Source organism: Ruegeria sp. L12 (assembly GCF_056531745.1).
In genome coordinates, this window is sequence record NZ_JBQFMH010000014.1 from 12999 (window position 1) to 33932 (window position 20934).

Genomic DNA, 20934 nt, shown 5'->3' on the forward strand with positions numbered 1-20934 from the left:
AAGGGGATCAGGCATCGGGCGGCAAACCGGCGCCTTCGAGAACGGTTGCGACGTAATGGGTGGTTTCCGAGTAGGGCGGGACGCCTTCATAGCGTTCGACGGCCTTGGGCCCGGCGTTGTATGCGGCCAGCGCCAGCCGCCATGTGCCGAATTTCAGGAACATGGCTTTCAGATACCGCGCGCCGCCATCGAGGTTCTGCACCGGGTCATGCGGATCGACACCAAGCGCGGCGGCGGTGGGCGGCATCAGCTGTGCTAACCCAAGCGCGCCTTTTGGACTGACGGCGTTGGTATTCCAGCGGCTTTCCTGATGCACCAGCGCATGAAACAGCGGCACCGGAACACCGTGACGCTTGGCGGCGCGCTCCGCTTCATCGGCCCATTCGCCATTGGGGCGTGGGCTCGCATTCCTTGAGACGACCTGTTCAGCATTGCCGCCATCCTCATATCTGAGGCATACCATTGCACCTGCCCGGAATGACGGTTCCAGGCAGGTGCGGGCGGGGGCGGTCACACACAGCAAGCGCCCTCCACTCAACAGCGGGCCATCCCGGCCCGCGCAGATTGCGGCCTCGTCGTTCTGGGCGAATGACGGCGCCACAACTGTCAACAGAAAAAAGAGAGTTACGAATGCGGCTTTAGCCATGGTCGCTTGCTCCTTTGGGAGGAATGGGACTATCCCACATCGTGTCGCGCTCATCGCCCGATGCGCGGCGCTCATTTACCGGTGATGGCCTCACACTCTGACCGGTAGCGCCCCCCTCCGGTGTTCGTGAGTGATGGCTGGAGGGGGACGCGCTACGACCCGGGAACGGGCGCATCGGCCCATTATCAAACCAGCACCAGCTCGGATACCGGCCTTCTTCAGAGGCTTTGGTGAGAAGCGCCAGTGCCCCGGCATCGTCGGGGTTGTCGGCAACGAACACGGCGACCGGATCTGATGTGTCCAGCAGCACAGCCGATGCGATCGGTGCGTCTGCGGGCAGGTTGAACCGCATCTGTTTCTGGAAGGCACGCGATTGTTCGGTCAGCGCATTCAGCACTTCCAGTTCGCGCAGGCCTTCAAACGGGATCCAGTTGTCCGTCACCAGCATCATGCCGATTTCGTGCAGAATCGGATAGCCCGCCTTGGCGATGGAAAAGCTGGCGATTACCATGGCATGGCCGGATCCCACGGCTTCAAGGAGCTGCAGCTGATCCCCGAACACTTTCTCGAACTTCTCGGCAAGGTCCGCATCCGCGAATAACGCGCAGTCGGGCGCATGCTTGAAGATGAAGCGCGCGCCATGCGCTGTGGGTTCCATACCCTTGTATTCTGCGACGACCAGGCCGAACGGAGTTGCTCCGCGGCCGGTAGGACGCAGATTGGCAAAGAGCCGGTTTCGTCTGGCCGCTATCTCGGTTTTGTTCTCAGGCTTGAAGTATTCCGGCACAAAGAGAATGCTGGGTAGGTCCTGGCCCTTGACGATCTTTCCCGCCGTCGCACGGCGAAGCGCGTGATGGATCACCCCCCAGAACCGCTTTCCTTCCATTCTCGGATATCACTTGCCCAGTTCCGCCTCATGCCAGAGGAAATGCAGGACGGAGGTGATGGTCAGCTTGCGCGGTGCAACCTTGGCCTCGGTTGGCTTTGTACCGGCCTGTTCCTGTGCAGTTCGGCTCGTGCTGTTCTTGCGCAGCGGGAAACCCAGTTTGAGCGTGGTTGTGCCGTCATCAGGGTCTTCGGTAATGGCCGACGCCTGGACCTGTGCCAGTCCCGAGAGTTCTTCAGGGGGCAGGAAGGAAGGGCAGTCAATCGCATGATCCGGCCCGGTGCCCGGCATCCGTTTGACGATGAATTTGCCCGCCGTGGCCGCGATATACATTTCCGGGGAAGGCGCGCGGCACCCGCATTTAACGCGTGTACCGGCACTGTGCGCGACCGTCAGAGCGTGTTGACCCGCTTCGCTGTCGACTACCAACGGAGTGCCGTTCAGAAACAGGGTCATTCTGCGGCGCCCAGACTGCTCTGAGGCGTGTTGACAAATCCGTGATCGGGAAGGGTTTTAGTTTGGTTTGAATAGGTTGGGTTGAGTAGCTTGTGGTGCGTAGCATCTGATGAATTGCAGATTGCCGAAATGTGGTCAGTGCTGATACCAGACTTGGCCACATTCTCTCTTCGGTGTAGCACCACATGCATCGAAGAGAGGTCATCTCGGAGGTTGCCGTGTGACGGCGAGATACCGTTGCCGGGGAACAGGTCAGAATATTTACCATAAAACGGATTACGCCGGACAGCGCCGCGCGACGGTCTGGAGGGATCTGACAGCCCGGATTTCTTTGGTTCCACCAATGGGTCCAAAGTCGACCGGAGTTCTGGTCTGTCTACGGAAGTCATTTTGATTGACTCCGCCGCCTTGCTGCCCTTTTTAGGGGCAGCATTGAGGGTGCTGTGTTCTTCATCGTTCCAGTTGTCTCTTGATGTCTGAGGATCGCCCCGGATGGCTTTGGGGCTGTTCTTGTCCTGTCGATTGTTGGCGCAATCGGCAGGACGCTCTCTGCTCGACTAGGTTCCTTTCTCCTGCTGCATGTCCATATCCACTCTTTCGGTTCAGCCGCACTAGGACTGGCGCTTACCGCCCTGATATGGTCGCGCAAGGCCTTCCGAAATCAGGATGGCCCCGATGTCCTTATCTCCCGCGCGCCCGACCGCCAGAAACCGGCCATACCGGTCCAGATTGGGTTCAATCTCCAGTTCCACCTTTCCGGCGGATCGTATGAGTTTCGTCAGGCGCGCCGTGGCTTTCAACCCCAGGACTTTCTCGGCGTCGCATTGCGCGCGGAAGGTTTCCGGCGTGTCGAAACCAATCAGCCGATACCGGTCGTCACCGTGCCCGAGCGTATCGCCGTCCACGACGTACACTTCCGATGCTGGTACATGCCGCATCGTTTTTGATTGCCCGAACTGATGCGAGAAAATCAGCACCCCCAACAATACAGCCGTCAGGGAAAGAAGCTTTTTCATCTGACTTGCCCTCCCTTTGGAATGGCAAGATTCGACGGGTTTGAGGCTCGGCCCAAAATGCCAATTAGCAGGGACTTTCTACTTCGGTTCTCGGAGCGCACCGAAGGCAGTGTGACCTTAGTCGTCTTCTTCCTTGTCAAAATCCAGGTTGATCTGCCCCCGCACACCATCAGTCGTAATGGTGAGATCATTGTGCAGAGTAATGTCACTGCCTTGTCTGAAGCGGCTGTGAAAATTGAAGAGGCCCGGAAACAGTGACAGTCTTCGAGGAACAACTCCTTGAGACGTCGCCCTCTCAGAGATGAGGACGTTGTCCTTACCGTCATAGCGGTAAATGCAAATGTATTGCGGACGTCCATTTTGCCCCAGCTCGACTAGGTCATACCGAAACTCATAGTCCTTACCTGATGCATCAAGGTCTCGTGCTTCACCTTGGGTGATCAATGGAAAGTTCTTTCTGTGCGGCATGGTCGTCCCCCTATAGGACGACTTCTTGCATTCTTTCGAATTCTCCGAAAGTTTGAATCTGGTAATTTCAATACTGCAAAATTTTAAATTTGCAAAACAGAAAATATGATGATCTAATTTTTTTTGCAGAAATCAGCGCAAGCGATCCACGAAATCACGTTGCTCGAAAGGACCACACCATGTTTCGACTAAAGCTACTGGGATGCACATCAGCTATCGCTCTTGGATTCACCGCTCCGGCTCACGCCTACCCAATCGACTGTGCGATTTTCTTGTGCCTTGCTGGAGGGTGGCCAAGTTCACCAGATTGCAATGCCGCTCGAGCTGAGTTCATCCGGCGTATCACCCCCCTGCCGGTTGAACCGCCGCTTCAGCTCTGGCGATGCCCAATGGGCGCAACTTCGGGTTCTGCCGACATGTCACCCATGCAGCGTCTCGATGCCATCAAATCATCAAGTACCAACCCGCTTCCTGAATTTCCCGGGACATACGGCAAAACCCCTCAAGTTATAGATGTCTCTTACTCTCAAGAGACTTGGTCGTCGCTTGATGTCTCCGATACCTTGGAATTGGTGCCGCTTGGAACAAGCGAAAAACCGTTGGCAACTGTCGGCGCCGGTTCCCCTGCCCTTTCTGAGCCCACGTTGGCAAACGTGAATCTATCAGCTCCTGATTTCGATGTAGTCAGATCCATACGAGTTTGGCACGTCCGTCACTACAGCTACAAAGTGCGGGAACGCGAAGGGCCTTGCGAAACGCGTTTGGACATGGATGTCGGATCGTATGACGAAAACGCGAGTTTCAGTTGGTCTGATCACGCGCCTGGTCCGCGTCCTGAATGGCTGCCCTTGCGTCGGCAATGTCCAAGCTACTTCCGCGGTGTTGGTGTCGAATGGTCGGACAGTTTTGGTCGCTACGGCTACGTGCTCGTGCCATACTAGCGAACACACATGGTAGCTATCTGAGCGCGGCCAGAACACGGCCGGCCTACAAGGTCGACGCTATCGGCCTGTCTTTGTTGTTGAGCCGAAAAGCTCACATATTTGAGCCAATACGGTCTCGCGAACATTTGGCACCTCATACAAGACGTCGTGTCTCGCGTTTTGCATCAGCTCCAATTTCCCATTGGGCCAACGTGCCATTCTGTCCTTGATTGCGGGGATTGCGACGATTTCGTCCTCAGCGCCGCAGAACGTGAGACACGGGATGCCGGGAGACTTCAGCTTAGAAAGTGCTCGAGTTTCTTTGAGGGCCTGAAACAACCAGGACATACTTGGTCCACCGATTTGCTGGTCAGGCAGAGATTCCGAAACCTTTTGATAATACTGGTACATATCAGGGTCGTGTGTCAGCCGGTTGTCATCGAAATCTGTTGTCAGCACGTAGCTTTCCCCGCGCGTGCCAGGAGCGTAGGTGGCACCTTTTCCAAGAGCTTGAAACGCGCATGATAGAGGCCATGCTCCGAGCCGTTGCAATGTCGGTAAGTTAATGTCCCACAAGGGGGCTGTGAACGCGCATGCTGAAACTGGAAGACCTTCGATTATTGCACGCAGGCCGACACACGCGCCCAGAGAGTGCCCAATGAGGTACCAAGGCTGCGGCAGACTGAGAGACTTAGCCGCTTCTACCGCGGCCGCTACGTCCTTCTGGTAGTCAGAGAACCTGACGACATGACCCATCATCGGATCTTCGGCGAGCCTGTCGGAAAGTCCCTGGCCGCGCCAATCAACCGCGAACGCAGTGTAGCCAGCGCGATGTAGATACTCGACGGTTCGTCCGTATTTTTCGATGTTTTCCGTTCTCCCCTGAAGCAGGAAGACAGTGCCCTTGGAGGATTTCTCGGTCGGCCAATGAGCCACCCTGAGACGAACACTGTCATCGGCAAGTACCCAATAGGCGCGCACATCGGATGGGCCTTCCGCGACATCGGGATGAATGGGGGCTTTATCCAGAGCAATCGTCTTAAGCATCTAATTCTCTCGTTTTTGTTGCGTTCAGCCGACCCAAGGTGGGACGTGTAAGGAAACATGCAGCCAAGACTAGGGCGGCAATCAAAAGGACCGTGAAGCCGGGAAACACATCAATTAGCATATACGTCACCGTCAGCAGGAGCAGGACCCCGTACATCATCATCAAGGACAGTCGTTCCGTGTTTTCGCCATTCAGCACGCCCAGGTTCGTAATCGCTTTACGGATTCTGGCGGTGCAGATCACAAACACTGCGAAAATCACAAGCAGACAGAAGAAGCTGTAGTAGAAACCCGGCACATTCTGATGGAATCCGTACCCGTTATATTGAGGGACGCTACTCCGAAATGGGGCTCGCAGATCGGCAGCCAGCCAATGAACGATGTCCCTGCTGTCCGAGAGCAGGTAGCTGGCCTGAAGCTTCATCAAGATGGTGATCATAAGGCCCAATGAACAACACCGGAAAACCCCAACCATCAGGTCTTCGCCGATCCTTGCAAGATGCTGGCGCTGATCGGCAGCCCCGTCGTGGGCGAGGCTCGTAGAAAAATCGACAAAATCATCGGTGAGCGTATAGAGGACGATCAAGCCGGCAAAGAACAGATAGGACCCAAAGGCATTCAGCAGAAAGACGAGCCCGGAGAAAACAATGGCGTTCGGAAGTGAAACCAGATCAGGATTAACGATCGCAATTCTTCCCCAGTCCACCGGCCAGTTCCCTGCGTTCCCAGTTAGCAATGGGATCAGGTGTGTTTCCACCCAGTTGAAAGCTGAGGCTATCAAAACGGTCACGACAAACACTGCCCAATAGACATAGGACATCGTTGTAACCCTGCTTGCCCAGCTTGTTCGTGGCGACTTGTAGCGCAGCTTCGTTACTAAGTCAGTTCGCCATTCTTCTTTCCACTGCTTTAACAGATTGATCAACACAGCGAAGTAGATTGGCAGAAGTACAAGGAACACAACTGTCCAATTCGGGGCCCACAAAAAACCGACTTGCTTTGTCGCACCGGTCGGAAGTGCGAAAAGAACGCTGTGAATGCTCAATGAAAACGACATCAGCCCCAGAGCGGTGGCGGCGGCGAACACGACGGCAGGCAAGCCCAATGAAGAACGAGCACTGAACATCGCCTCTGTTCGCCCGGCCAGCCCCGGGATTTTCGTTGGCTCCACCCTCTTGTCGCGGTTCCTTGTGTTCGCAATCTCATCTGGATCGTCGCCCTTGGAAGCACCATCAGAGCGGTTCGCTCCGCGTTTTTGGGCACTCCGCGTCTCTCTTCGCTTTGCTGCCAATCGCCTGTTGGCAGCGTTGAGTTCCGCCCTCCACGCCGTGATGGCCTCAGGATTGTCACAACCAAAGATGCGCGCCAGCCAATGAATGTTGTCCGCGCTAATACCTTTGTCGTTGTCCTGAAACCAATGCTGGACGGTCCGAAGGTCTACGCCCATTTTGTTGGACTCGAATTGAGAGATCGTGCTGGCAAGAAGCTCTGGCGTCCAGGAGCCGACAGGCAATCCGGTCTCGTCAGTCGGAAGACCAGCGCCGACAGACATCAAGTACTTGAAGAGCTCTTTGATGTCGCTGCCGTTTTTCGGCGGAGGAACAAAATATTTCCCGCGCTTGATCAATGGCTTCCACGCTTTCGTTTCGTTCCATTTCGTCCTGTGTCGTTTTGTTTCGTGCGATTGTCAACGAGCCGAGATACTCAGCTATAAGTTGAGCAATATCCCGCTTCATATCCTGGGGTGGATCGCAAAATCGAGCAGTCGAAAGTCCCCTACCTTGGCTTGACGCTGGGTTTTGAGGAATGGGCCTGCAGGTTACCAAGGAACAAAAATGCAGACACAGCAATCAATCGAGCGCGCGAAAAGAGCTGAACCGATCATTGAGGTGCAGGATGCCAATACCGGCAAAACAGTGTTGCTTGTCTATGCGTGGAACAATGGGCAAGTAAGCGTCGCATCTAACAGCGGGTTGAAAGTAGTGGAGCTTTCTCCCACGGCGCGCCTTCGTCTTTGAGAGATTTATCCTGAGGTTAGGTGAATTGCCGCTAGATCGCCGAATTCAGCATAGTTTAGCCAACAATGCTCTTCCCCCTGCTACTAAGCTTGTTGAGTCGCCCCAACAGCGGCCTTCTGCTCCTCGGTCAAGTGCTCGGCTTCTTCCAGACCCGGGATTGCAACACGCACTTCGCGGCGGGCAAAGTCGATGCCGTTTTCCTTGAAGGCAGCCTTGACGCGGTTGAAGATTTCCTTGCGCAGGGTGAACTGCTTGCCGGGCTTGGCCATGAACTTGCCACGGATGATCATGCCGACATCGTCAAAGTCGAACACACCTTGCGACTTGAACGGCTGCAGGAAGCCATCCTTGTGAGTTTCGTCCTCCATCATCTCGGCCCCGATCTTCTTGAAGATCTTCTTGACCTTGTTGGGATCGGTGTCGAAGGGCACGGTGAATTTCAGCTTCATGATGACCCAGTCGCGGCTGTAGTTGGTCAGCTTCTGAATCTCACCATAAGGAATGGTATGCACAGGCCCCCGATGGTGGCGCAGCTGCATCGACCGGATCGAAATTTTCTCGACCGTCCCGGTGGTGCCGCCAACATCGACATACTCGCCCACGCGGAACGCATCGTCGATGAGGAAGAAGATGCCGCCAACGATGTCCGAGACCAGTTTCTGAGCGCCGAAACCAATGGCCAGGCCCAGGATACCAGCACCGGCCAGAAGCGGCGTTATATCCAGACCCAAGGCCCCAAGCGCGAGCAGTACGAAGATCACCGCAATCGCGACCTGAGCGGTAACCCGCAGCAGCGGCAGAACGGTGGCCAGCCGCGAACCGCCCGAGCCGCCGCCTTCACCAGCTTCTTCATCGGGGCTTTGATCCGCCGTCTGCTCCTTGGCCAGACGCCGGTTGATCCAGAGCGAGACAACCTCGTTCAAGATATAGCCAACCGCGATAATGATGAAGAATTGAATCAGCCTGCTACCGTCTTCTTCACCGCCACCAGCGATTTCCTGCAAGTCCAGGTTCCAGGCTTTGGCGATCATCAGGATCACGAGGATGCCGGCCAAAACGCGACCGATGCGAATATAGCTGCGTTTGGTCGATTTATAGGCTTGCTCGGCCACCGGACCTTCGCCCAGCATCGGGGGTTGCAGGTGACGCACCAGACCTCGGATCAAGGTGTCCAGCGCCGGGGCGATCAGCAGCCAGAACATAGTGGTGAAATGCGCACCTTGCAGCAGGATGGCCCGGATCGCGGGATCACGCTGCGCGGCCAGGAACTCAACCAGCAGCCAGATCACGGCAGACACGGCAATCGCAAAGTAGGGGTAGTAATGTGCGATCTCTTCATCGAACTTGGTATGATCCGGGTCGGTGCCCAACATCATCTGCGACAGACCTTCGCGCGCGGTCCAGGCGATGACCCCGATATAGATATGGATCGCTGCATTGAGCCAGAAGCCAATGCGCGTCTCGCCGCCAGTGATGCCGTTCAGCCGGTTGAAGTGCAGCAGGAACAAGGTAAAGCCAATCAGGATCAACAGGCCGATCAAGTTGTGGTGCAGGTATTTCGCCCAATGATCGTCGATATTGACCAGGCGGTATTCCGGCTTGTTCGGGGCAAGAATAAACCGCGACGCCGCCGCACCCAGACGGGGAATCCAGATGAGGTAGAACACAAACGGCGCGGCGTACGTGACCTGTTCAGGGGTCAAAAGTCCGCGACCGATGGCTCGGATAACGACATAGAAGACCACCAGGCCTGCGATCTCGTGGCAAAAACGGATAAACAGGTACCTTGCAGCGCCCCATAGATCGTTTTCGTCTGCGACACTGACCTTGGCGTGCCAATTCCGCGTCAGCAGGCCGAACAGCTTTTCAGCAATGAAACCAACCACAAGAACGCTGAAAATCAGACCCACAAGCAACAAGGCGCCATTGCCGCCGAATTTTGTTATGAAGTTGTCCGCCGCTTGTGCCTGGGCGCTGAAAATATTGGGAATCGTGACAATGACATGGGTCCAGGATGCGACCATCTCGGCCCAGATTTCGTTGATTTCCGTGATCGGATCTTCCCGTTCTTCGGCGGCCGCCGCGTTCTGTTCAGCGACGGCATCCAGCCGTTCCAGCAGGATGGAACGGACCTGATCATCAGACATGCGTGCAACCAGATCGTCGACTTGCTCGGGCGTCAGGTCTTCGGGAATTGAGACCGTTGCAGGTGAATCCGTTGATGACGAGGTCGGTACCTGCGCGTGCAACGGCCCGACCAAAAGCAAGAAGCCAATCAGGGTAACACTAGTGAATAGCCGAAACATATGTCCCACTTTGCCTATGAGTTGAGATTGAAAAGCTGGCCGCATCTGGTCAGGCTTGAACACTCAGAACCTGACCAGATCGACGATCTTACGCTAAAGCATTCCAACGACTTGAAACGCTGCAATTGTTTCAGTGCAAGCCGCCACCGCGTTGGGCGTTTATTACAGTTTGCTCTAGCGGGTTGTAGCCCTCGGGCACCGGGACGAGATTGACCTCTTCTGCATATTCATCAAAGAACGCTTGCATTTCTGCGACGAGGTCCGGCATCTCCGCAGCCAGGTTGTTGATCTCGGACGGATCGGCAATTGTATCGTAGAGCTCCCATTCTCCTGTGCCTTTTGGCGGTGGGTTTTGGGACAGCTTGTAGCGCCCTTTGAACACAGCGCTGGAACCAGCCAGCTCGTAGCCGACTGGATTGTCTTCATTGCGGACGGTATCAAGCGCGCCAGACAAGACCGGCACCATGCTGATCCCACTGGGTGGGTTGATCTCGCGACCGTTGTAGGTCGAGCCTGGTGTCTCAACACCTGCCAACTCCAGCAGAGTTGGGACAACGTCCAGGACAAAGGCGAAGCTTTCAACCTTTGTGCCTGCGGCTACCATTTCGGGATATCGCACGATCAACGGAACACGCAGGCCCCCTTCTGTCGAGAACGTTTTGTAGTAACTAGCCGGTGTCGCTGCAGCTGCTGCCCAACTCGGACCGTAGTCCGCGTAGACACCTTTCTGTCCCATCGACGAGAAATCGCCTTGGTAATCCTCCATCCATACAGTGTCATAGTTGGCCTCATACCACTCACGGTAATCAGGTGAGAGCGTCAGTTGGTTGGGGTCCGGGCCGTTGTCAGACAAAAACAGGATGACAGTGTTGTCCAGTTCACCCTTTTCCTCCAGATAGGCGAAAATCTCTCCAATGTTTTCGTCCATATTGTCGAGCATTCCTGCATAAGTCTGCATCCGGCGGGCATGGAAAGCCTGCTCTTCGCCGGACAGCGCGTCCCAATCCTCAAGCCGCCAAGGGTCGTAGCTGGTTTTGTCCATTGAAGCATCGAGCGCGACCTCCGGAGAAACGATCCCAAGTTCCACCTGACGCGCCAAACGTTTATCACGCAAATCGGCAAACCCACTGTCGTAGACGCCGTCGTATTTATCGATGTAGGGCTTTGGGGCCTGGTGGGGATAGTGCACCGCTTGATAACCCACCCAGGCCAGGAATGGCTTTCCGTCATCTATGTTGCTGTCGATGTAGTCAATAATGGTGTCTGTGTAGTGCTCTGTCGAAAAGTAGTCTTCAGTGGGTAAAGACACGAGTTCGTTGTCTTCATAGTAGTGAACGCGCTCGTAAAAAGGCGCATAGGGTTGCTCGACCCAATTGTCCGCACCGCTTTCACCCAGCATAAAGGAACGATCAAATCCGCGCGCATAGGCTATGGTATCCTCGTCATGGCCCAGATGCCATTTCCCGGCCATATAGGTGTGGTAGCCGGCATCGCGCAGCAACGTGGCGACTGTCACTACGCTGTCATTAAGATGGCCTTCATACCCCGGCTTTCCAAATTGGTTATCGGCTTGAATCTCAAGCATGTTGCCCAGACCCGCAAGGTGGTTGTCTACCCCACTGATGAGCATGGTTCGCGTGGGTGAACAGGATGCACCAACGTGGAAGTTGGTGAACAACATCCCTTGGGCAGCGAGTTGGTCGATATTTGGTGTCTCAATCTCGCTGCCAAATGCACCGACGTCCGAGAAACCCATATCGTCAGCGATCAAGATCAGGAAATTGGGGCGTGTATCTTCTTGCGCTGCCGCGGCTGAAAAACCAAGCGCCGCTAAAGCGGAAAAAAGGGGGAAAATTCGTCTCATACCAAACTCGCCATAATTGCCGTTTTAAGCGCACTTCTAGAAGCGCGACACAGCTTATCGTTGCGTATTAGAGCTGTCGTTGCGATAGCTTGCAGCCAAGGTTTCACTTTTCGGAACGAGTGTATAAACTTGTGAAATCGAGATTGCGGCCCCGGATTGTCGCATGGAAACTCGTCACAGTATTCGTGGCCGCCGAAGGGCAACAAACATGATTGACACAAAGTTGGCCGTTGCCGTGAAAGCTCTCGCGCGATTGGAAGGATTTCGTGAAGCAGCCGCAGCTGCCGGGGTTTCACCAGCCACATTGTCACGTCGGATTTCGCAGACAGAGGATTATGCAGGGCAACGTCTATTCGAACGCAGCCGAAACGGAACCACTCTGACTGATGCGGGTCAAAAATTTCTTCAACTTCTTTCCGATTTGGACACTGCGGGAAATGCCTTTGAACGCGGCGTCGCGGCTTTGCGCAACGAAGGTGGAGACCTTCTTGCAATTGGGTGTGGGCCACTCACGACGCGAACAATTATCTCCCCCAGCCTCGAAAAACTCCTTTCTGAAATGCCGGACCTGCGGGTCCGGATCGATGTGAGGGCCACCAAGGAGCCGCTCGAAGCTCTGCGCAGCGGAAGTATCGATATTGCCGTTTGCGACCTTACCCATACACCGGACTTGAGTGACCTTGAGATCCAGGTAGCACACCGCAGGCCCGTTTCATTCTGGGCGCGACCAGAGCATCCTATTCACGCAGAAGCACCGGTGTCGTTAGACAAACTCTTTCGACAGCCTCTGATGGCACCATTTTTGCATAAGCATTGGCGGGCAACGTTTGCAGAAATCCTTGGAGGTGATGCCCAAGCTTGGGAGCTTGCTGAGCGACTCCCTCAGATCGAATGCGACGATTATGGGATGCTCATCGATTTGGCGTGCCGATGCGACATTGTCTGTGGCGGCATGACCGACGCGTTTGCGGAACATGCCAAACTTGGACGCCTCAAGCAGGTTGCCACTCAGACTGAAATTCAATGGAATATCTGTTTCGCGCGCCGAAGAAACCACCGCTTTGACTCTTTGGATGTGCTTTGGCGGATATTGCGGACGGAATTCGGGGAGTGAATCGACTATCCAGATCGATATCTTTTGAGACGGGCTACAATTACCGCACCTTAGCCATCGTCTTACAGGTTACACCAGCATGGCGCCCAAAAGACGGCAAGTTTCTTGGCCGACAGAAACCATGCAAGCTTCTTGTAAGATAGGTTGGAACCGTGCAAACCGCCTAGGACGACATGAATTTCAATCTTGCAGAGCCAAAATCAGCGCTAGAGCTCAGCGAAAACAGAGAAAACAGTATTTTGAGATTGTTCGAACTCTTCAAGGCAAATCGAGACTGCAATCTGGCACGGCTTCTTCTCTGGCGACGGTTGGGTCGTTCGCACGAGCGCCTGGCCGGGATACCTAAGGCAACTCAAACCGTCATCTTGCTCGAGTGTGAGGTCGGTAACTACAACGAAATTCTAAGGGCCTGTCCTGAGCAATTTGGCGAAACGCCTGCTCGCTCGGGTAGTCAACTTCCATGACCCTAGCTACCAGCTACGCTCTGACGGCCTATTTTTTGGCTCATATCGGCGTTGCTATTTGGGCGAGAGCGAAGCGCCGCGGAACGATCGAGAGCTATTATCTCGCTGACCGAGATATCGGCATGTTTGCCCTGACGGCCACCCTCGTTGCCTCCGCCGTGAATGCTCTCGCAGTCACTGGAACCCCAGCGCTATTTTACACTGGCGGCGTTCTATTCTCGCAGATGTTTGTAGCAGTATTAATGACGTCGGCGCTCGTTTGGTCCTTTGGGCCGACGATCGCCAAGCAAGGACGCCAAGGTGGGATTGTCACCCAGGCTGAGTATTTCGGCCGTCACTACGGATCCCGCAATGTTCAATTATTGGCTGCCCTGCTGGGACTTCTGTCGCTGCTCCCGTTCCTATCCGCGCAGATTGTCGGCGTCGGCAAAATTCTCGCCGGAGTTTCCGGCGGTCAAATACCGTTTGAAACTGGAGTGATAAGTTGTGCGCTCGCTATAGCGATCTACGTTTTCTTTGGCGGTGCAAGAGCCGTTGTCGCGAGCGATGTTCTGCAGGGCATCATCATCCTTATATTCTTACTTGCCGCCGCTTTTGTTTTGATCAGTGCGCAAGGGGGAGTAATTGAGGTACTCACCCAAATTAACCTGTCAATGCCAGACAAGATCATGTTCTCCGCAAGCAATTTACCGCCCTTCATAGATAACTGTCTGTCATGGTCATTTGCGTTCTTTCTCTGGCCGCACATGTTCCAGCGCCTGTTGATGGCGCGAAAAGAAACTCGAATCCAGTACGTCGCGACCATGAGCTGTCTGTCCTACTTCGTTGTTGTACTCTGCATTCTAGCTACGGCGATGGCCGCGACGGTGCACTTTGGCGATGTTCAAATTGATCCGGATCGCCTGGTACCGGCCGCGTTGAGTGCGCTATGGCCAGTTGGTGGAACTGTTCTTATCGTCGCTATTCTTGCTCTCGCCATGAGCACGATTGACAGCATTGTATTGACGTCAGGATCAATCTTGTCGCGCGATTTCCTGTCACAAACAACGCGATCTGGCGACGAAGTGCATAATACCACGATTTCGCGAGTTCTGGTTTTACTCATTATGGCACTGGCGATTTCGATTGCCGTGACCGAGTTCGGTACACGAACGATCGTTCCCTTGGTCACCTTGAGCGCATCGATCGCGACACTGGCGCTTTGGCCATTGCTCGGTACCGTTTGGCCAAAAGTGAGCACCACGGGCGTTATCCTCACGCAAGTCAGCGGGCTGCTAGCCATGATCTATGTTTTTGCTACTGGAAACAGTCCGTTTCAACCGCTTGGTTCGGCATCCACTGGGTTTATTGTCTCGGCTGCGGTGTTTTTGGCGACGACGCTGGTCTTTCCTCGAAAAGGATGCACTTAGATGAAAGGGTGTATTGCACCCGCCTTCCTACTTTAGTGAATTTTGCGACAAAGCCTCAATGAGGTGCGGGGTTCCCATGCTGGCAAAACAGTTATGCTTGTCTGTGCGTGGAACAGTGGGCAAGTAAGCGTCGCATCTAACAGCGGGTTGAGGGTGGTAGAGCTTTCTCCCAAGGCGCACCTTGGTCTTTGAGAAACTAGCTCATTCTGCTGCTAAAATGGCAAAGGACGGACAATTTACATAATTTCACTTATGCTTCCGCAATCTGTAGCCGCAAAGCTCAAATGTCACCCATGAGCAATTCAGGAATGTCACTCTCGCCTGCGATGAGGACAGGCAGAGAGTTCGGGCATGGGGTGGGTAATGATGAGCGAGCCGGATTTGAGCCGCATTGTAGTCTTTCCGCAAACTGAGTTGGCCAGATTCGATCCTTTCCGGGCGTTGCAATTAGGTGTCGTTTATTTTTTCTTTGGCGATAGGCTCGTTGAGCAACGCCGTTAGCAGGGGGCATGAGGCCGTACCCTCGGTGCAGGTCTGCACAAGTTCTGCCAGTGCTTGCTCCAACCGTTGGAGGGCGGCGATTTTTGACCTGACGTTGTCGAGATGTCTTGTTGCGACGTCTTCGACGTCACGACAAGCTTGCTCGGGCGCTTTGGACAATTCGCGAAGTGCGCATGCACCCTGAATGGTAAAGCCAAGATCGCGGCAGCGTTTGATGAATCTGAGCTCGGAGATTTCCCGTTCCGTGTATGCGCGGCGTCCCGAGGCGGTTCGACCGGCTTTCTCGACTATGCCTTCCCGTTCGTAGTAGCGGATCGTCTCGACCGACAGACCGGTCAATCTCGCCGCTTCGCCAATCGCAATCATGTGATGACCTTTCCCTTGAACCTGTAGCTACTACAGGGTGCATGTTGTCGGTCATGATGTCGAATTTCACATACCGCGCGAAGCAAAAATCGAGGAAGTCGAACCGGCTTCCGCTCGAGTTCGTCAAAGCCGGAGAAAGCTGACCATGAGCAAGTTTGTTGGCGCAAGCTTTCTTGGATCGTTTACCGCACTTGGCGTTGCGACCTGCTGCATCTTGCCGATGGCCTTGATTTTGCTTGGCTTGGGAGGGAGCTGGCTGGCCGTATTCGGCAAGATCGCCGCCGCGAGTTATTACGTGCTCGGCGGTTCGACGGCCCTGCTGTTTCTCTCTGGCATCGTCGCGTATCGCCGTGGTTCGCTCGACCGCTTCAAATGGTGGCTGACAGGCAGTTTTGCGTTGACGGCCATCGCTTGGGTTATCGTGCTCAACGAAATCCGAATAAATGATTTCCTGATAACCTTGATGTGACGCCATGAGTGAAAAGCACCCGAACCTTGTCAGCACGATCATCTGCCCGGAATGTGGACATTCAAGGCCTGAAACGATGCCAACAGACGCGTGCCAGTGGTTCTACGAATGCACATCTTGCGGAAAAGTCCTGAAGCCACTTCCCGGCGATTGCTGCGTCTACTGTTCCTACGGATCGGCCCCATGCCCGCCAATTCAGGCGGGCGACAAATGCTGCGGTTGATACGGCGACCGGGATGTCGGTTTTGTCCGCAAAGCCGGTCATCAGGCTTTGCGGACGCAGGTATTTTTTCACCGTAGGCTGGAACTTGCCCGGTAGGACAAGGCAGGCGTGAAGTCACGGATCAACTGGTTTGCCGTGAAGAATGTCACGTAAACCAGGCAGCAGAAGCGAGCGCCGTGTTTGTCAGGATCTTGCCAGCGCCATCGGGAAATTATGCGGCCGGGTAGCTGGCGAACACCTCTGTGGTTCCATCCTTGCGGATCAGAAAGACGTCGAAGGCTTCGCGTTCACTTTCCGGCCCCATGCCCGGTGAGCCGAAAGGCATTCCCGGAACCGACAGTCCGACAGCATTCGGGCGTTCGCCCAGCAGGCGCCGAATGTCAGCGGATGGGACGTGTCCTTCGATCATGTAGCCCTCCACGCGACCCGTGTGGCATGACATCATGCCCTCCGGAATCCCATTGGCGGTTTTGTAAGCGTTCAAGGCCTCCCAAGCACTGTTTTCCACGCCTACTTCAAAACCTTCCGCCCGCATGATTTTGATCCACGATCCGCAGCACCCACAATTCGGATCCTTCAGGACATGGATTGAGGGACCGGTTTTCGCGAAGGCGGGAAGCGCCGCGCTGCACGCAATTGCCGCGGCTCCTTGCATCAAGCGGCGGCGGCTCAGGTTATTCATTGTCATGTTCCCTCTTGGGTAAACTTGTCTTAAACCGATATAAAATCGCACCGGTAGGATAAAAGCTGGACCGCATTTACAGGGCCGACTTGTCCGTCACCCTCCGACACTCATCAGATATGGCTTTCTGGGCGACGCAGGGATTTCTCACAATGATCTGGCGCAAACTCTGCTCGGAAGCGGAACCCTCGCTCTCCTTTTTTCGCTGCACCTGCCGTTCTGGGTCCTGCTTGGCAATAACCCGGTTCGCAAGCAACGCCGCTACCCTCCGTTCAAGGCCGGAATTGCGCCTATTTCTCACTGCTGCGTTCTATGGCGCCCACGATCGAACAGTTCTGAATTCCACCACGCCCCGGACACGCCGCGATCAGCTCGTCCAGATTGTTCCTCAACCGTGCAAGCCCTTCGATCCGTTCCTGAATTTCGTCCCGCTTTTTGCGCGCTCTGGCCTGCATCGCGACGCACTCGGTATTTGGTGCCGTGCGCAACTCCAAAATTTCCGCGATTTCTGCCAGCGAAAATCCGAGCTTCTTAGCGCCGGATATGAATTTCAGCCGCCAAAGCGTGTCACCACCATAGTCCCGCGCGCCGCCGTCAATTGGGCGCGGCGGCTGAGTGACAAGGCCCTTCTTTTCATAAAATCTGATCGTCTCGACGCCTATCCCGGTCTCGCGCGCGGCCTGGCCGATCTTGAGTGGTTGCATCGCGGTCTCCCTCCGTCACCGTCATCTTGACACCGTATCATGATACGGAGGTTAAAACATTGAGGTCTTGGTAGTTGCGAGGATGTCAAATGCGGACCTTCCTGAAACGGTGGCTGCTGCCGATATTCGGCTCCGCCCTGGCGCTCTATCTGGTGTTTGCGCTCTACGGCAGCCTCGATTTTGCGCTGTTTCTGCAGGGCCTGCGCGGAGCCAACATGTTCTGGATCGCGATTCTTGCCGCCACCATCCTGCTGGAGCAGCTGATGAGCGGCTGGAAGTGGCGGCAGATCCTGTTCGACGTGAAACCCGTCGGCACCCTGCGGCTGACGGGGGCGCTACTGGCAGGTTATGGCGCAAATGTCCTTGTCCCGCTCGGCATCAGCCCGCTGGTCCGGGCCTGGCTGGTTGCCCGGCTCGACCGCTTGAAGATGGCGACCGTGCTTGCAACCGCGATCATCGCCCGGTTCCTCGACGGCGTCGTTTTCGCCCTTTTTGCCGGAGCGGTGGCCGCCGCCGGCCAGATTCCACAGATCGAGGGTGACCTGCGGCTGGGATTGAGCGTTGCGGGCCTGTTGAACCTGATGCTTTTCGGCAGCCTGCTTTGGGTTCTGTTCCGGTTCCGCGCGTCACTTCTGAGCGAGGACCCTCTGGTCTGCCGACTCTTCGACTGGGCTGCCGCCCGCATCGGGGCCGATGGCGCGTATCTGCGCACCGCGCTCGGTGAAGGGATCGTCTGGCCACAGGCACGGGCCCGCCGCGTCGCCGCCATTGCCGCAGCCATTGCGGGTAAGCTGGTGGCGACAACCCATTTCCTGTGGGCCGGGCTGGCGGTTGGCGTGGTGCTGAGCGCGTGGGATTACCTGTTCCTGATGGTGTTTGCCGGGTTCGCCATGGTTCTGGGTCGTTTCGTGCGCATCCCGGCGAGCTTTGTCTTTGGGGCGGGGTTCGCGCTCAAGGTGCTTGGCGTTCCGGACGAAACCGCCCTTCTGATGATCCTGTTCAACTATGTGCTGACGATCCTTCTGGTGGTCGGGATCGGCCTGACGGTGTTGTGGCAGAGCGGCATCGACATCCGCCGCGCCCGGGCGGAGGCAGAGGCGGCAAATGGCAAGGCGTAATCCCGAAGACACGAGATTTTGGCGCATCGCCGGTGCTGGTGCGGTGTTTCAGGGCGGGTCGGCGGCGGTGGACAGCGCGACGGTGGTGGCCAGTCTGGTGCATATGCTGACCGGTAGCGCGCTGGCCGTGGGCTATGCCAGCACGGTCCTGCGTCTTGGCTGGCTGCTGCCCCAGTTCGCGGTGGGCTACCTCGCCGAGCGCACCGATCGGCGGATGCCGTTCTACGCCCTTGGTGCCTATGGGCGGGCGATCACGGTCGCGATGATCGGTATTCTTCTGTGGTGGGGGGCCGACTGGCCTCAGGTCGATTGGCCTCCGGTTCCGCTGGCGCTCGGGATGCTGGGATTGTGGACGGTCTATGCCTTTGTCAGCGGCGTGGTCGCGGTGCCCTACAACGACATCGTCGGCCGGGCGATCCCGTCCGAGCGCCGCAGCCGGATGTTGGCCTGGCGCTTTTTCGGCGGCGGTGTTCTGGCGGTTCTGGTGGCGGGCTTTCTGCGACACGCGCTCGACGTGATGCCGCCGCTCAGGGCCTATGCGCTGATCTTCTGGCTCGGCGCGGTGCTGATGATCGTCTCTGCGACGCTTTTTGTCTCCGCGGGTGAGCCCGCTACCGCTGCAAGGGCGCCACGGGACCGTCCTGCCAATCTGTCTGGATTTCTGCGCGAAGGTTTCTCGACGCTGCGGCAGGACCACCGGTTCCGGCTGTTCCTGATCTTCCAATGGCTTGGTGCAGCGACGCTGATGGCGTTGCCGTTCTATGTCGTTGCCGCCAGCCGCAGCGGCCTCGGGGCGGCGGATGTCGGAACGCTGTTGGCGGCGCAGACTGTCGGCGCGCTGGCCTCGAATCCGCTCTGGGGCCACATCGGAGACCAGGCGGGCAAATTGCGCCTGCTGGGGATAGTGGCACTGGTGCGTCTCGGACCTCCGGTGCTGGTTTTGCTGCTTGTGGTCACGGGTTCGGGGCTGACCGGTTTCGCGGTGCTGTTCTTCCTGATCGGCGCGATGATGAACGGGGTGACCATCGGCTATCTCGGCTATTTGCTGGAGATCTCGCCCGACGACCGCCGCCCGGCCTATTCCGCGTGGTTCAACAGCTTTGCGGCCCCGGCGGCGCTGGCGCCGCTTGTGGGCGGTGTGGTGGTCAGCATGATCGCCATCGAAGCCGTGTTCATCGCTGCGATCCTGGCCGCGCTGGGACAGGTCGCGATCGCCGCGCGGCTGACACGGGGTTGAAATAGCACCTTGTTCAGGACCAAAGCGTTTCCTCTCAACCCGCAATTCAGATGCGATCCTGTCAAAAGGCAAGATGGCATGTCTAAACATGGGCGAAGCAGAAAACGTTGAGCGCAGCGATTAGAATTGTTCCGTTCAGAACATGACGGCGAGGTCTCTTCTCGAAAACTCCAGAAAGCGGGGTACATGTCGAATTCCGCCACATAGCATCGCGGCGCTGATCGAGGGATATTCGAGGACTGACAAACGAACTTGGTGAGGCACGCGCCTCTGAACAAAGTTCACCGCGCCGTCACCCAATTTTGACCCGTGTGTCGGTGACGAACTCGTAAGGGGGCAGATCGAGGTTGCGGGGCGCGGGGCCTTTCCGAATTCTGCCAGACGTGTCGTAATGTGAACCGTGACACGGACAGAACCAACCGTCCCAGTCTCCGGTGGGTTCGCTGCCGCCCTGCCCGAGTGGTATGCATCCCAGATGGGTGCAAACGCCAATAACTACCAGCCATTCCGGTCGCTGTACGCGCTCGGCGTCAGGTTGCGGGTCGATCATTGGTGCATCGTCTTCTGCTATCGCCAGCGCGATCCGCTCTTTAGTCCGGTGGTCGATAAAGATCGGCTTGCCTTTCCATTTAACAGTGATCCTCGTTCCTGGTCCGACACCTTCAAGATCTATGTCGACAACGGCTTGGGCGGAGATGTCTGCACTGGGGTTCATGCTGTTAACAAGTGGCCAGACCGCCGCGCCCGTGGCCACGATGGCGGCACCGCCGGTGACGAAGTATAAGAAATCGCGCCGAGTTTCAGGCTCTGAAGGTGCCTGTCTTTCAGAAAATTCAGACATATTGTTCCTCCTGTGCGTCAGGACGGGTTCATCGAATTATAGGACTCGGACGAGGTGGATCAGTCGCCTTGGTCCTCTTCTTCACCGCGATGCCCCATTCCCTATTCATCAGAGTGATCTTCGTCGGTGTCACCGTGCAATGCCTTTACAGTTAGTGCACCGGCCGTCAGGTGCAG

19 protein-coding genes and 1 pseudogene are annotated in these 20934 nt (G+C 56.1%); 8 read left to right on the top strand and 12 right to left on the bottom strand.

Annotated elements, in window-relative coordinates:
* Positions 1-7: 7 nt before the first annotated feature.
* From ACR0K9_RS18040 to ACR0K9_RS18055, 4 genes and pseudogenes are all read right to left on the bottom strand, one after another.
* The gene (locus tag ACR0K9_RS18040; RefSeq protein ID WP_480825314.1) at positions 8-646 is read right to left on the bottom strand and encodes a lytic transglycosylase domain-containing protein; all 639 of its coding nucleotides are present in this window, start codon (positions 644-646) and stop codon (positions 8-10) included.
* Positions 639-1988 (bottom strand): annotated as a pseudogene (locus ACR0K9_RS18045) (DUF1173 family protein). Before ACR0K9_RS18045 ends, ACR0K9_RS18040 begins: the two are co-directional and overlap by 8 nt.
* 611 nt (positions 1989-2599) lie before the next feature.
* Positions 2600-3004, bottom strand: a complete 405-nt coding sequence (locus tag ACR0K9_RS18050; RefSeq protein WP_480825316.1) for a thermonuclease family protein — start codon at positions 3002-3004, stop codon at positions 2600-2602.
* A 117-nt stretch (positions 3005-3121) separates the two neighbouring features.
* On the bottom strand, positions 3122-3472 hold the full coding sequence (locus ACR0K9_RS18055; RefSeq protein ID WP_480534014.1) for a hypothetical protein: 351 nt from the start codon (positions 3470-3472) through the stop codon (positions 3122-3124).
* A 389-nt stretch (positions 3473-3861) separates the two neighbouring features.
* Between ACR0K9_RS18055 and ACR0K9_RS18060 the strand changes: the two genes are divergently transcribed.
* Entirely contained in the window at positions 3862-4413 is a 552-nt protein-coding gene (locus tag ACR0K9_RS18060) for a hypothetical protein (RefSeq protein WP_480825318.1), read from the top strand.
* A 60-nt stretch (positions 4414-4473) separates the two neighbouring features.
* Here ACR0K9_RS18060 and ACR0K9_RS18065 read toward each other — a convergent pair whose 3' ends face one another.
* Entirely contained in the window at positions 4474-5442 is a 969-nt protein-coding gene (locus ACR0K9_RS18065; RefSeq protein WP_480825320.1) for an alpha/beta hydrolase, read from the bottom strand.
* Positions 5435-7069, bottom strand: coding sequence for an RcgA family putative transporter (locus ACR0K9_RS18070; protein WP_480825322.1), 1635 nt, complete (start codon positions 7067-7069; stop codon positions 5435-5437). Before ACR0K9_RS18070 ends, ACR0K9_RS18065 begins: the two co-directional genes overlap by 8 nt.
* A 208-nt stretch (positions 7070-7277) precedes the next feature.
* On the opposite strand from ACR0K9_RS18070, the gene ACR0K9_RS18075 reads away from it, so the two are divergent.
* Positions 7278-7460, top strand: coding sequence for a hypothetical protein (locus ACR0K9_RS18075; protein WP_480825324.1), 183 nt, complete (start codon positions 7278-7280; stop codon positions 7458-7460).
* 83 nt (positions 7461-7543) lie between these two features.
* Here ACR0K9_RS18075 and ACR0K9_RS18080 read toward each other — a convergent pair whose 3' ends face one another.
* Together ACR0K9_RS18080 and ACR0K9_RS18085 are read right to left on the bottom strand one after the other, a co-directional pair.
* The gene (locus tag ACR0K9_RS18080) at positions 7544-9766 is read right to left on the bottom strand and encodes a mechanosensitive ion channel family protein (RefSeq protein WP_480825326.1); all 2223 of its coding nucleotides are present in this window, start codon (positions 9764-9766) and stop codon (positions 7544-7546) included.
* 130 nt (positions 9767-9896) lie between these two features.
* A complete protein-coding gene (locus ACR0K9_RS18085; RefSeq protein WP_480825328.1) occupies positions 9897-11630 on the bottom strand; it encodes an arylsulfatase in 1734 nt (577 codons plus the stop codon).
* Positions 11631-11838: 208 nt separating this feature from the next.
* On the opposite strand from ACR0K9_RS18085, the gene ACR0K9_RS18090 reads away from it, so the two are divergent.
* Complete coding sequence (locus ACR0K9_RS18090; protein WP_480825330.1) at positions 11839-12744, top strand: LysR family transcriptional regulator; 906 nt, start codon at positions 11839-11841, stop codon at positions 12742-12744.
* 460 nt (positions 12745-13204) lie between these two features.
* The gene (locus ACR0K9_RS18095; RefSeq protein WP_480825332.1) at positions 13205-14617 is read left to right on the top strand and encodes a sodium:solute symporter family protein; all 1413 of its coding nucleotides are present in this window, start codon (positions 13205-13207) and stop codon (positions 14615-14617) included.
* Positions 14618-15064: 447 nt separating this feature from the next.
* Here the strand turns inward: ACR0K9_RS18095 and ACR0K9_RS18100 are convergent, their stop codons facing one another.
* Positions 15065-15484, bottom strand: a complete 420-nt coding sequence (locus tag ACR0K9_RS18100; RefSeq protein ID WP_170417953.1) for a MerR family transcriptional regulator — start codon at positions 15482-15484, stop codon at positions 15065-15067.
* Positions 15485-15629: 145 nt separating this feature from the next.
* Here ACR0K9_RS18100 and ACR0K9_RS18105 point away from each other — a divergent pair, with 145 nt between their 5' ends.
* Together ACR0K9_RS18105 and ACR0K9_RS18110 are read left to right on the top strand one after the other, a co-directional pair.
* The gene (locus ACR0K9_RS18105; RefSeq protein ID WP_170418031.1) at positions 15630-15953 is read left to right on the top strand and encodes a hypothetical protein; all 324 of its coding nucleotides are present in this window, start codon (positions 15630-15632) and stop codon (positions 15951-15953) included.
* 4 nt (positions 15954-15957) lie between these two features.
* Positions 15958-16176 carry a GDCCVxC domain-containing (seleno)protein gene (locus ACR0K9_RS18110; protein WP_237215937.1) on the top strand — a complete coding sequence of 73 codons (219 nt, stop codon included), beginning with the start codon at positions 15958-15960 and terminating at the stop codon, positions 16174-16176.
* A gap of 211 nt (positions 16177-16387) precedes the next feature.
* Here the strand turns inward: ACR0K9_RS18110 and ACR0K9_RS18115 are convergent, their stop codons facing one another.
* A complete protein-coding gene (locus tag ACR0K9_RS18115; RefSeq protein ID WP_170417950.1) occupies positions 16388-16864 on the bottom strand; it encodes a DUF411 domain-containing protein in 477 nt (158 codons plus the stop codon).
* 284 nt (positions 16865-17148) lie between these two features.
* Positions 17149-17562, bottom strand: coding sequence for a heavy metal-responsive transcriptional regulator (locus ACR0K9_RS18120; protein ID WP_170417943.1), 414 nt, complete (start codon positions 17560-17562; stop codon positions 17149-17151).
* Between the two features lie 89 nt (positions 17563-17651).
* Here ACR0K9_RS18120 and ACR0K9_RS18125 point away from each other — a divergent pair, with 89 nt between their 5' ends.
* Together ACR0K9_RS18125 and ACR0K9_RS18130 are read left to right on the top strand one after the other, a co-directional pair.
* Positions 17652-18680: a lysylphosphatidylglycerol synthase domain-containing protein gene (locus tag ACR0K9_RS18125; protein ID WP_170417940.1), complete on the top strand. Its 1029-nt coding sequence runs from the start codon at positions 17652-17654 to the stop codon at positions 18678-18680.
* Complete coding sequence (locus ACR0K9_RS18130) at positions 18667-19917, top strand: MFS transporter (RefSeq protein WP_170417937.1); 1251 nt, start codon at positions 18667-18669, stop codon at positions 19915-19917. Before ACR0K9_RS18125 ends, ACR0K9_RS18130 begins: the two co-directional genes overlap by 14 nt.
* A gap of 292 nt (positions 19918-20209) precedes the next feature.
* On the opposite strand, the gene petA is transcribed toward ACR0K9_RS18130, so the two are convergent.
* Positions 20210-20758 carry a ubiquinol-cytochrome c reductase iron-sulfur subunit gene (gene petA / locus ACR0K9_RS18135; RefSeq protein WP_050605700.1) on the bottom strand — a complete coding sequence of 183 codons (549 nt, stop codon included), beginning with the start codon at positions 20756-20758 and terminating at the stop codon, positions 20210-20212.
* Positions 20759-20934 lie beyond the last annotated feature (176 nt).

Bases quoted from the DNA above. Each gene is read 5' to 3' on its own strand.
- ACR0K9_RS18040 (WP_480825314.1), bottom strand. From the start codon at position 646: ATGGCTAAAGCCGCATTCGTAACTCTCTTTTTTCTGTTGACAGTTGTG.
- ACR0K9_RS18050 (WP_480825316.1), bottom strand. From the start codon at position 3,004: ATGAAAAAGCTTCTTTCCCTGACGGCTGTATTGTTGGGGGTGCTGATT.
- ACR0K9_RS18055 (WP_480534014.1), bottom strand. From the start codon at position 3,472: ATGCCGCACAGAAAGAACTTTCCATTGATCACCCAAGGTGAAGCACGA.
- ACR0K9_RS18060 (WP_480825318.1), top strand. From the start codon at position 3,862: ATGGGCGCAACTTCGGGTTCTGCCGACATGTCACCCATGCAGCGTCTC.
- ACR0K9_RS18065 (WP_480825320.1), bottom strand. From the start codon at position 5,442: ATGCTTAAGACGATTGCTCTGGATAAAGCCCCCATTCATCCCGATGTC.
- ACR0K9_RS18075 (WP_480825324.1), top strand. From the start codon at position 7,278: ATGCAGACACAGCAATCAATCGAGCGCGCGAAAAGAGCTGAACCGATC.
- ACR0K9_RS18080 (WP_480825326.1), bottom strand. From the start codon at position 9,766: ATGTTTCGGCTATTCACTAGTGTTACCCTGATTGGCTTCTTGCTTTTG.
- ACR0K9_RS18085 (WP_480825328.1), bottom strand. From the start codon at position 11,630: ATGAGACGAATTTTCCCCCTTTTTTCCGCTTTAGCGGCGCTTGGTTTT.
- ACR0K9_RS18090 (WP_480825330.1), top strand. From the start codon at position 11,839: ATGATTGACACAAAGTTGGCCGTTGCCGTGAAAGCTCTCGCGCGATTG.
- ACR0K9_RS18095 (WP_480825332.1), top strand. From the start codon at position 13,205: ATGACCCTAGCTACCAGCTACGCTCTGACGGCCTATTTTTTGGCTCAT.
- ACR0K9_RS18100 (WP_170417953.1), bottom strand. From the start codon at position 15,484: ATGATTGCGATTGGCGAAGCGGCGAGATTGACCGGTCTGTCGGTCGAG.
- ACR0K9_RS18105 (WP_170418031.1), top strand. From the start codon at position 15,630: ATGAGCAAGTTTGTTGGCGCAAGCTTTCTTGGATCGTTTACCGCACTT.
- ACR0K9_RS18110 (WP_237215937.1), top strand. From the start codon at position 15,958: ATGAGTGAAAAGCACCCGAACCTTGTCAGCACGATCATCTGCCCGGAA.
- ACR0K9_RS18115 (WP_170417950.1), bottom strand. From the start codon at position 16,864: ATGACAATGAATAACCTGAGCCGCCGCCGCTTGATGCAAGGAGCCGCG.
- ACR0K9_RS18120 (WP_170417943.1), bottom strand. From the start codon at position 17,562: ATGCAACCACTCAAGATCGGCCAGGCCGCGCGCGAGACCGGGATAGGC.
- ACR0K9_RS18125 (WP_170417940.1), top strand. From the start codon at position 17,652: ATGCGGACCTTCCTGAAACGGTGGCTGCTGCCGATATTCGGCTCCGCC.
- ACR0K9_RS18130 (WP_170417937.1), top strand. From the start codon at position 18,667: ATGGCAAGGCGTAATCCCGAAGACACGAGATTTTGGCGCATCGCCGGT.
- petA (WP_050605700.1), bottom strand. From the start codon at position 20,758: ATGTCTGAATTTTCTGAAAGACAGGCACCTTCAGAGCCTGAAACTCGG.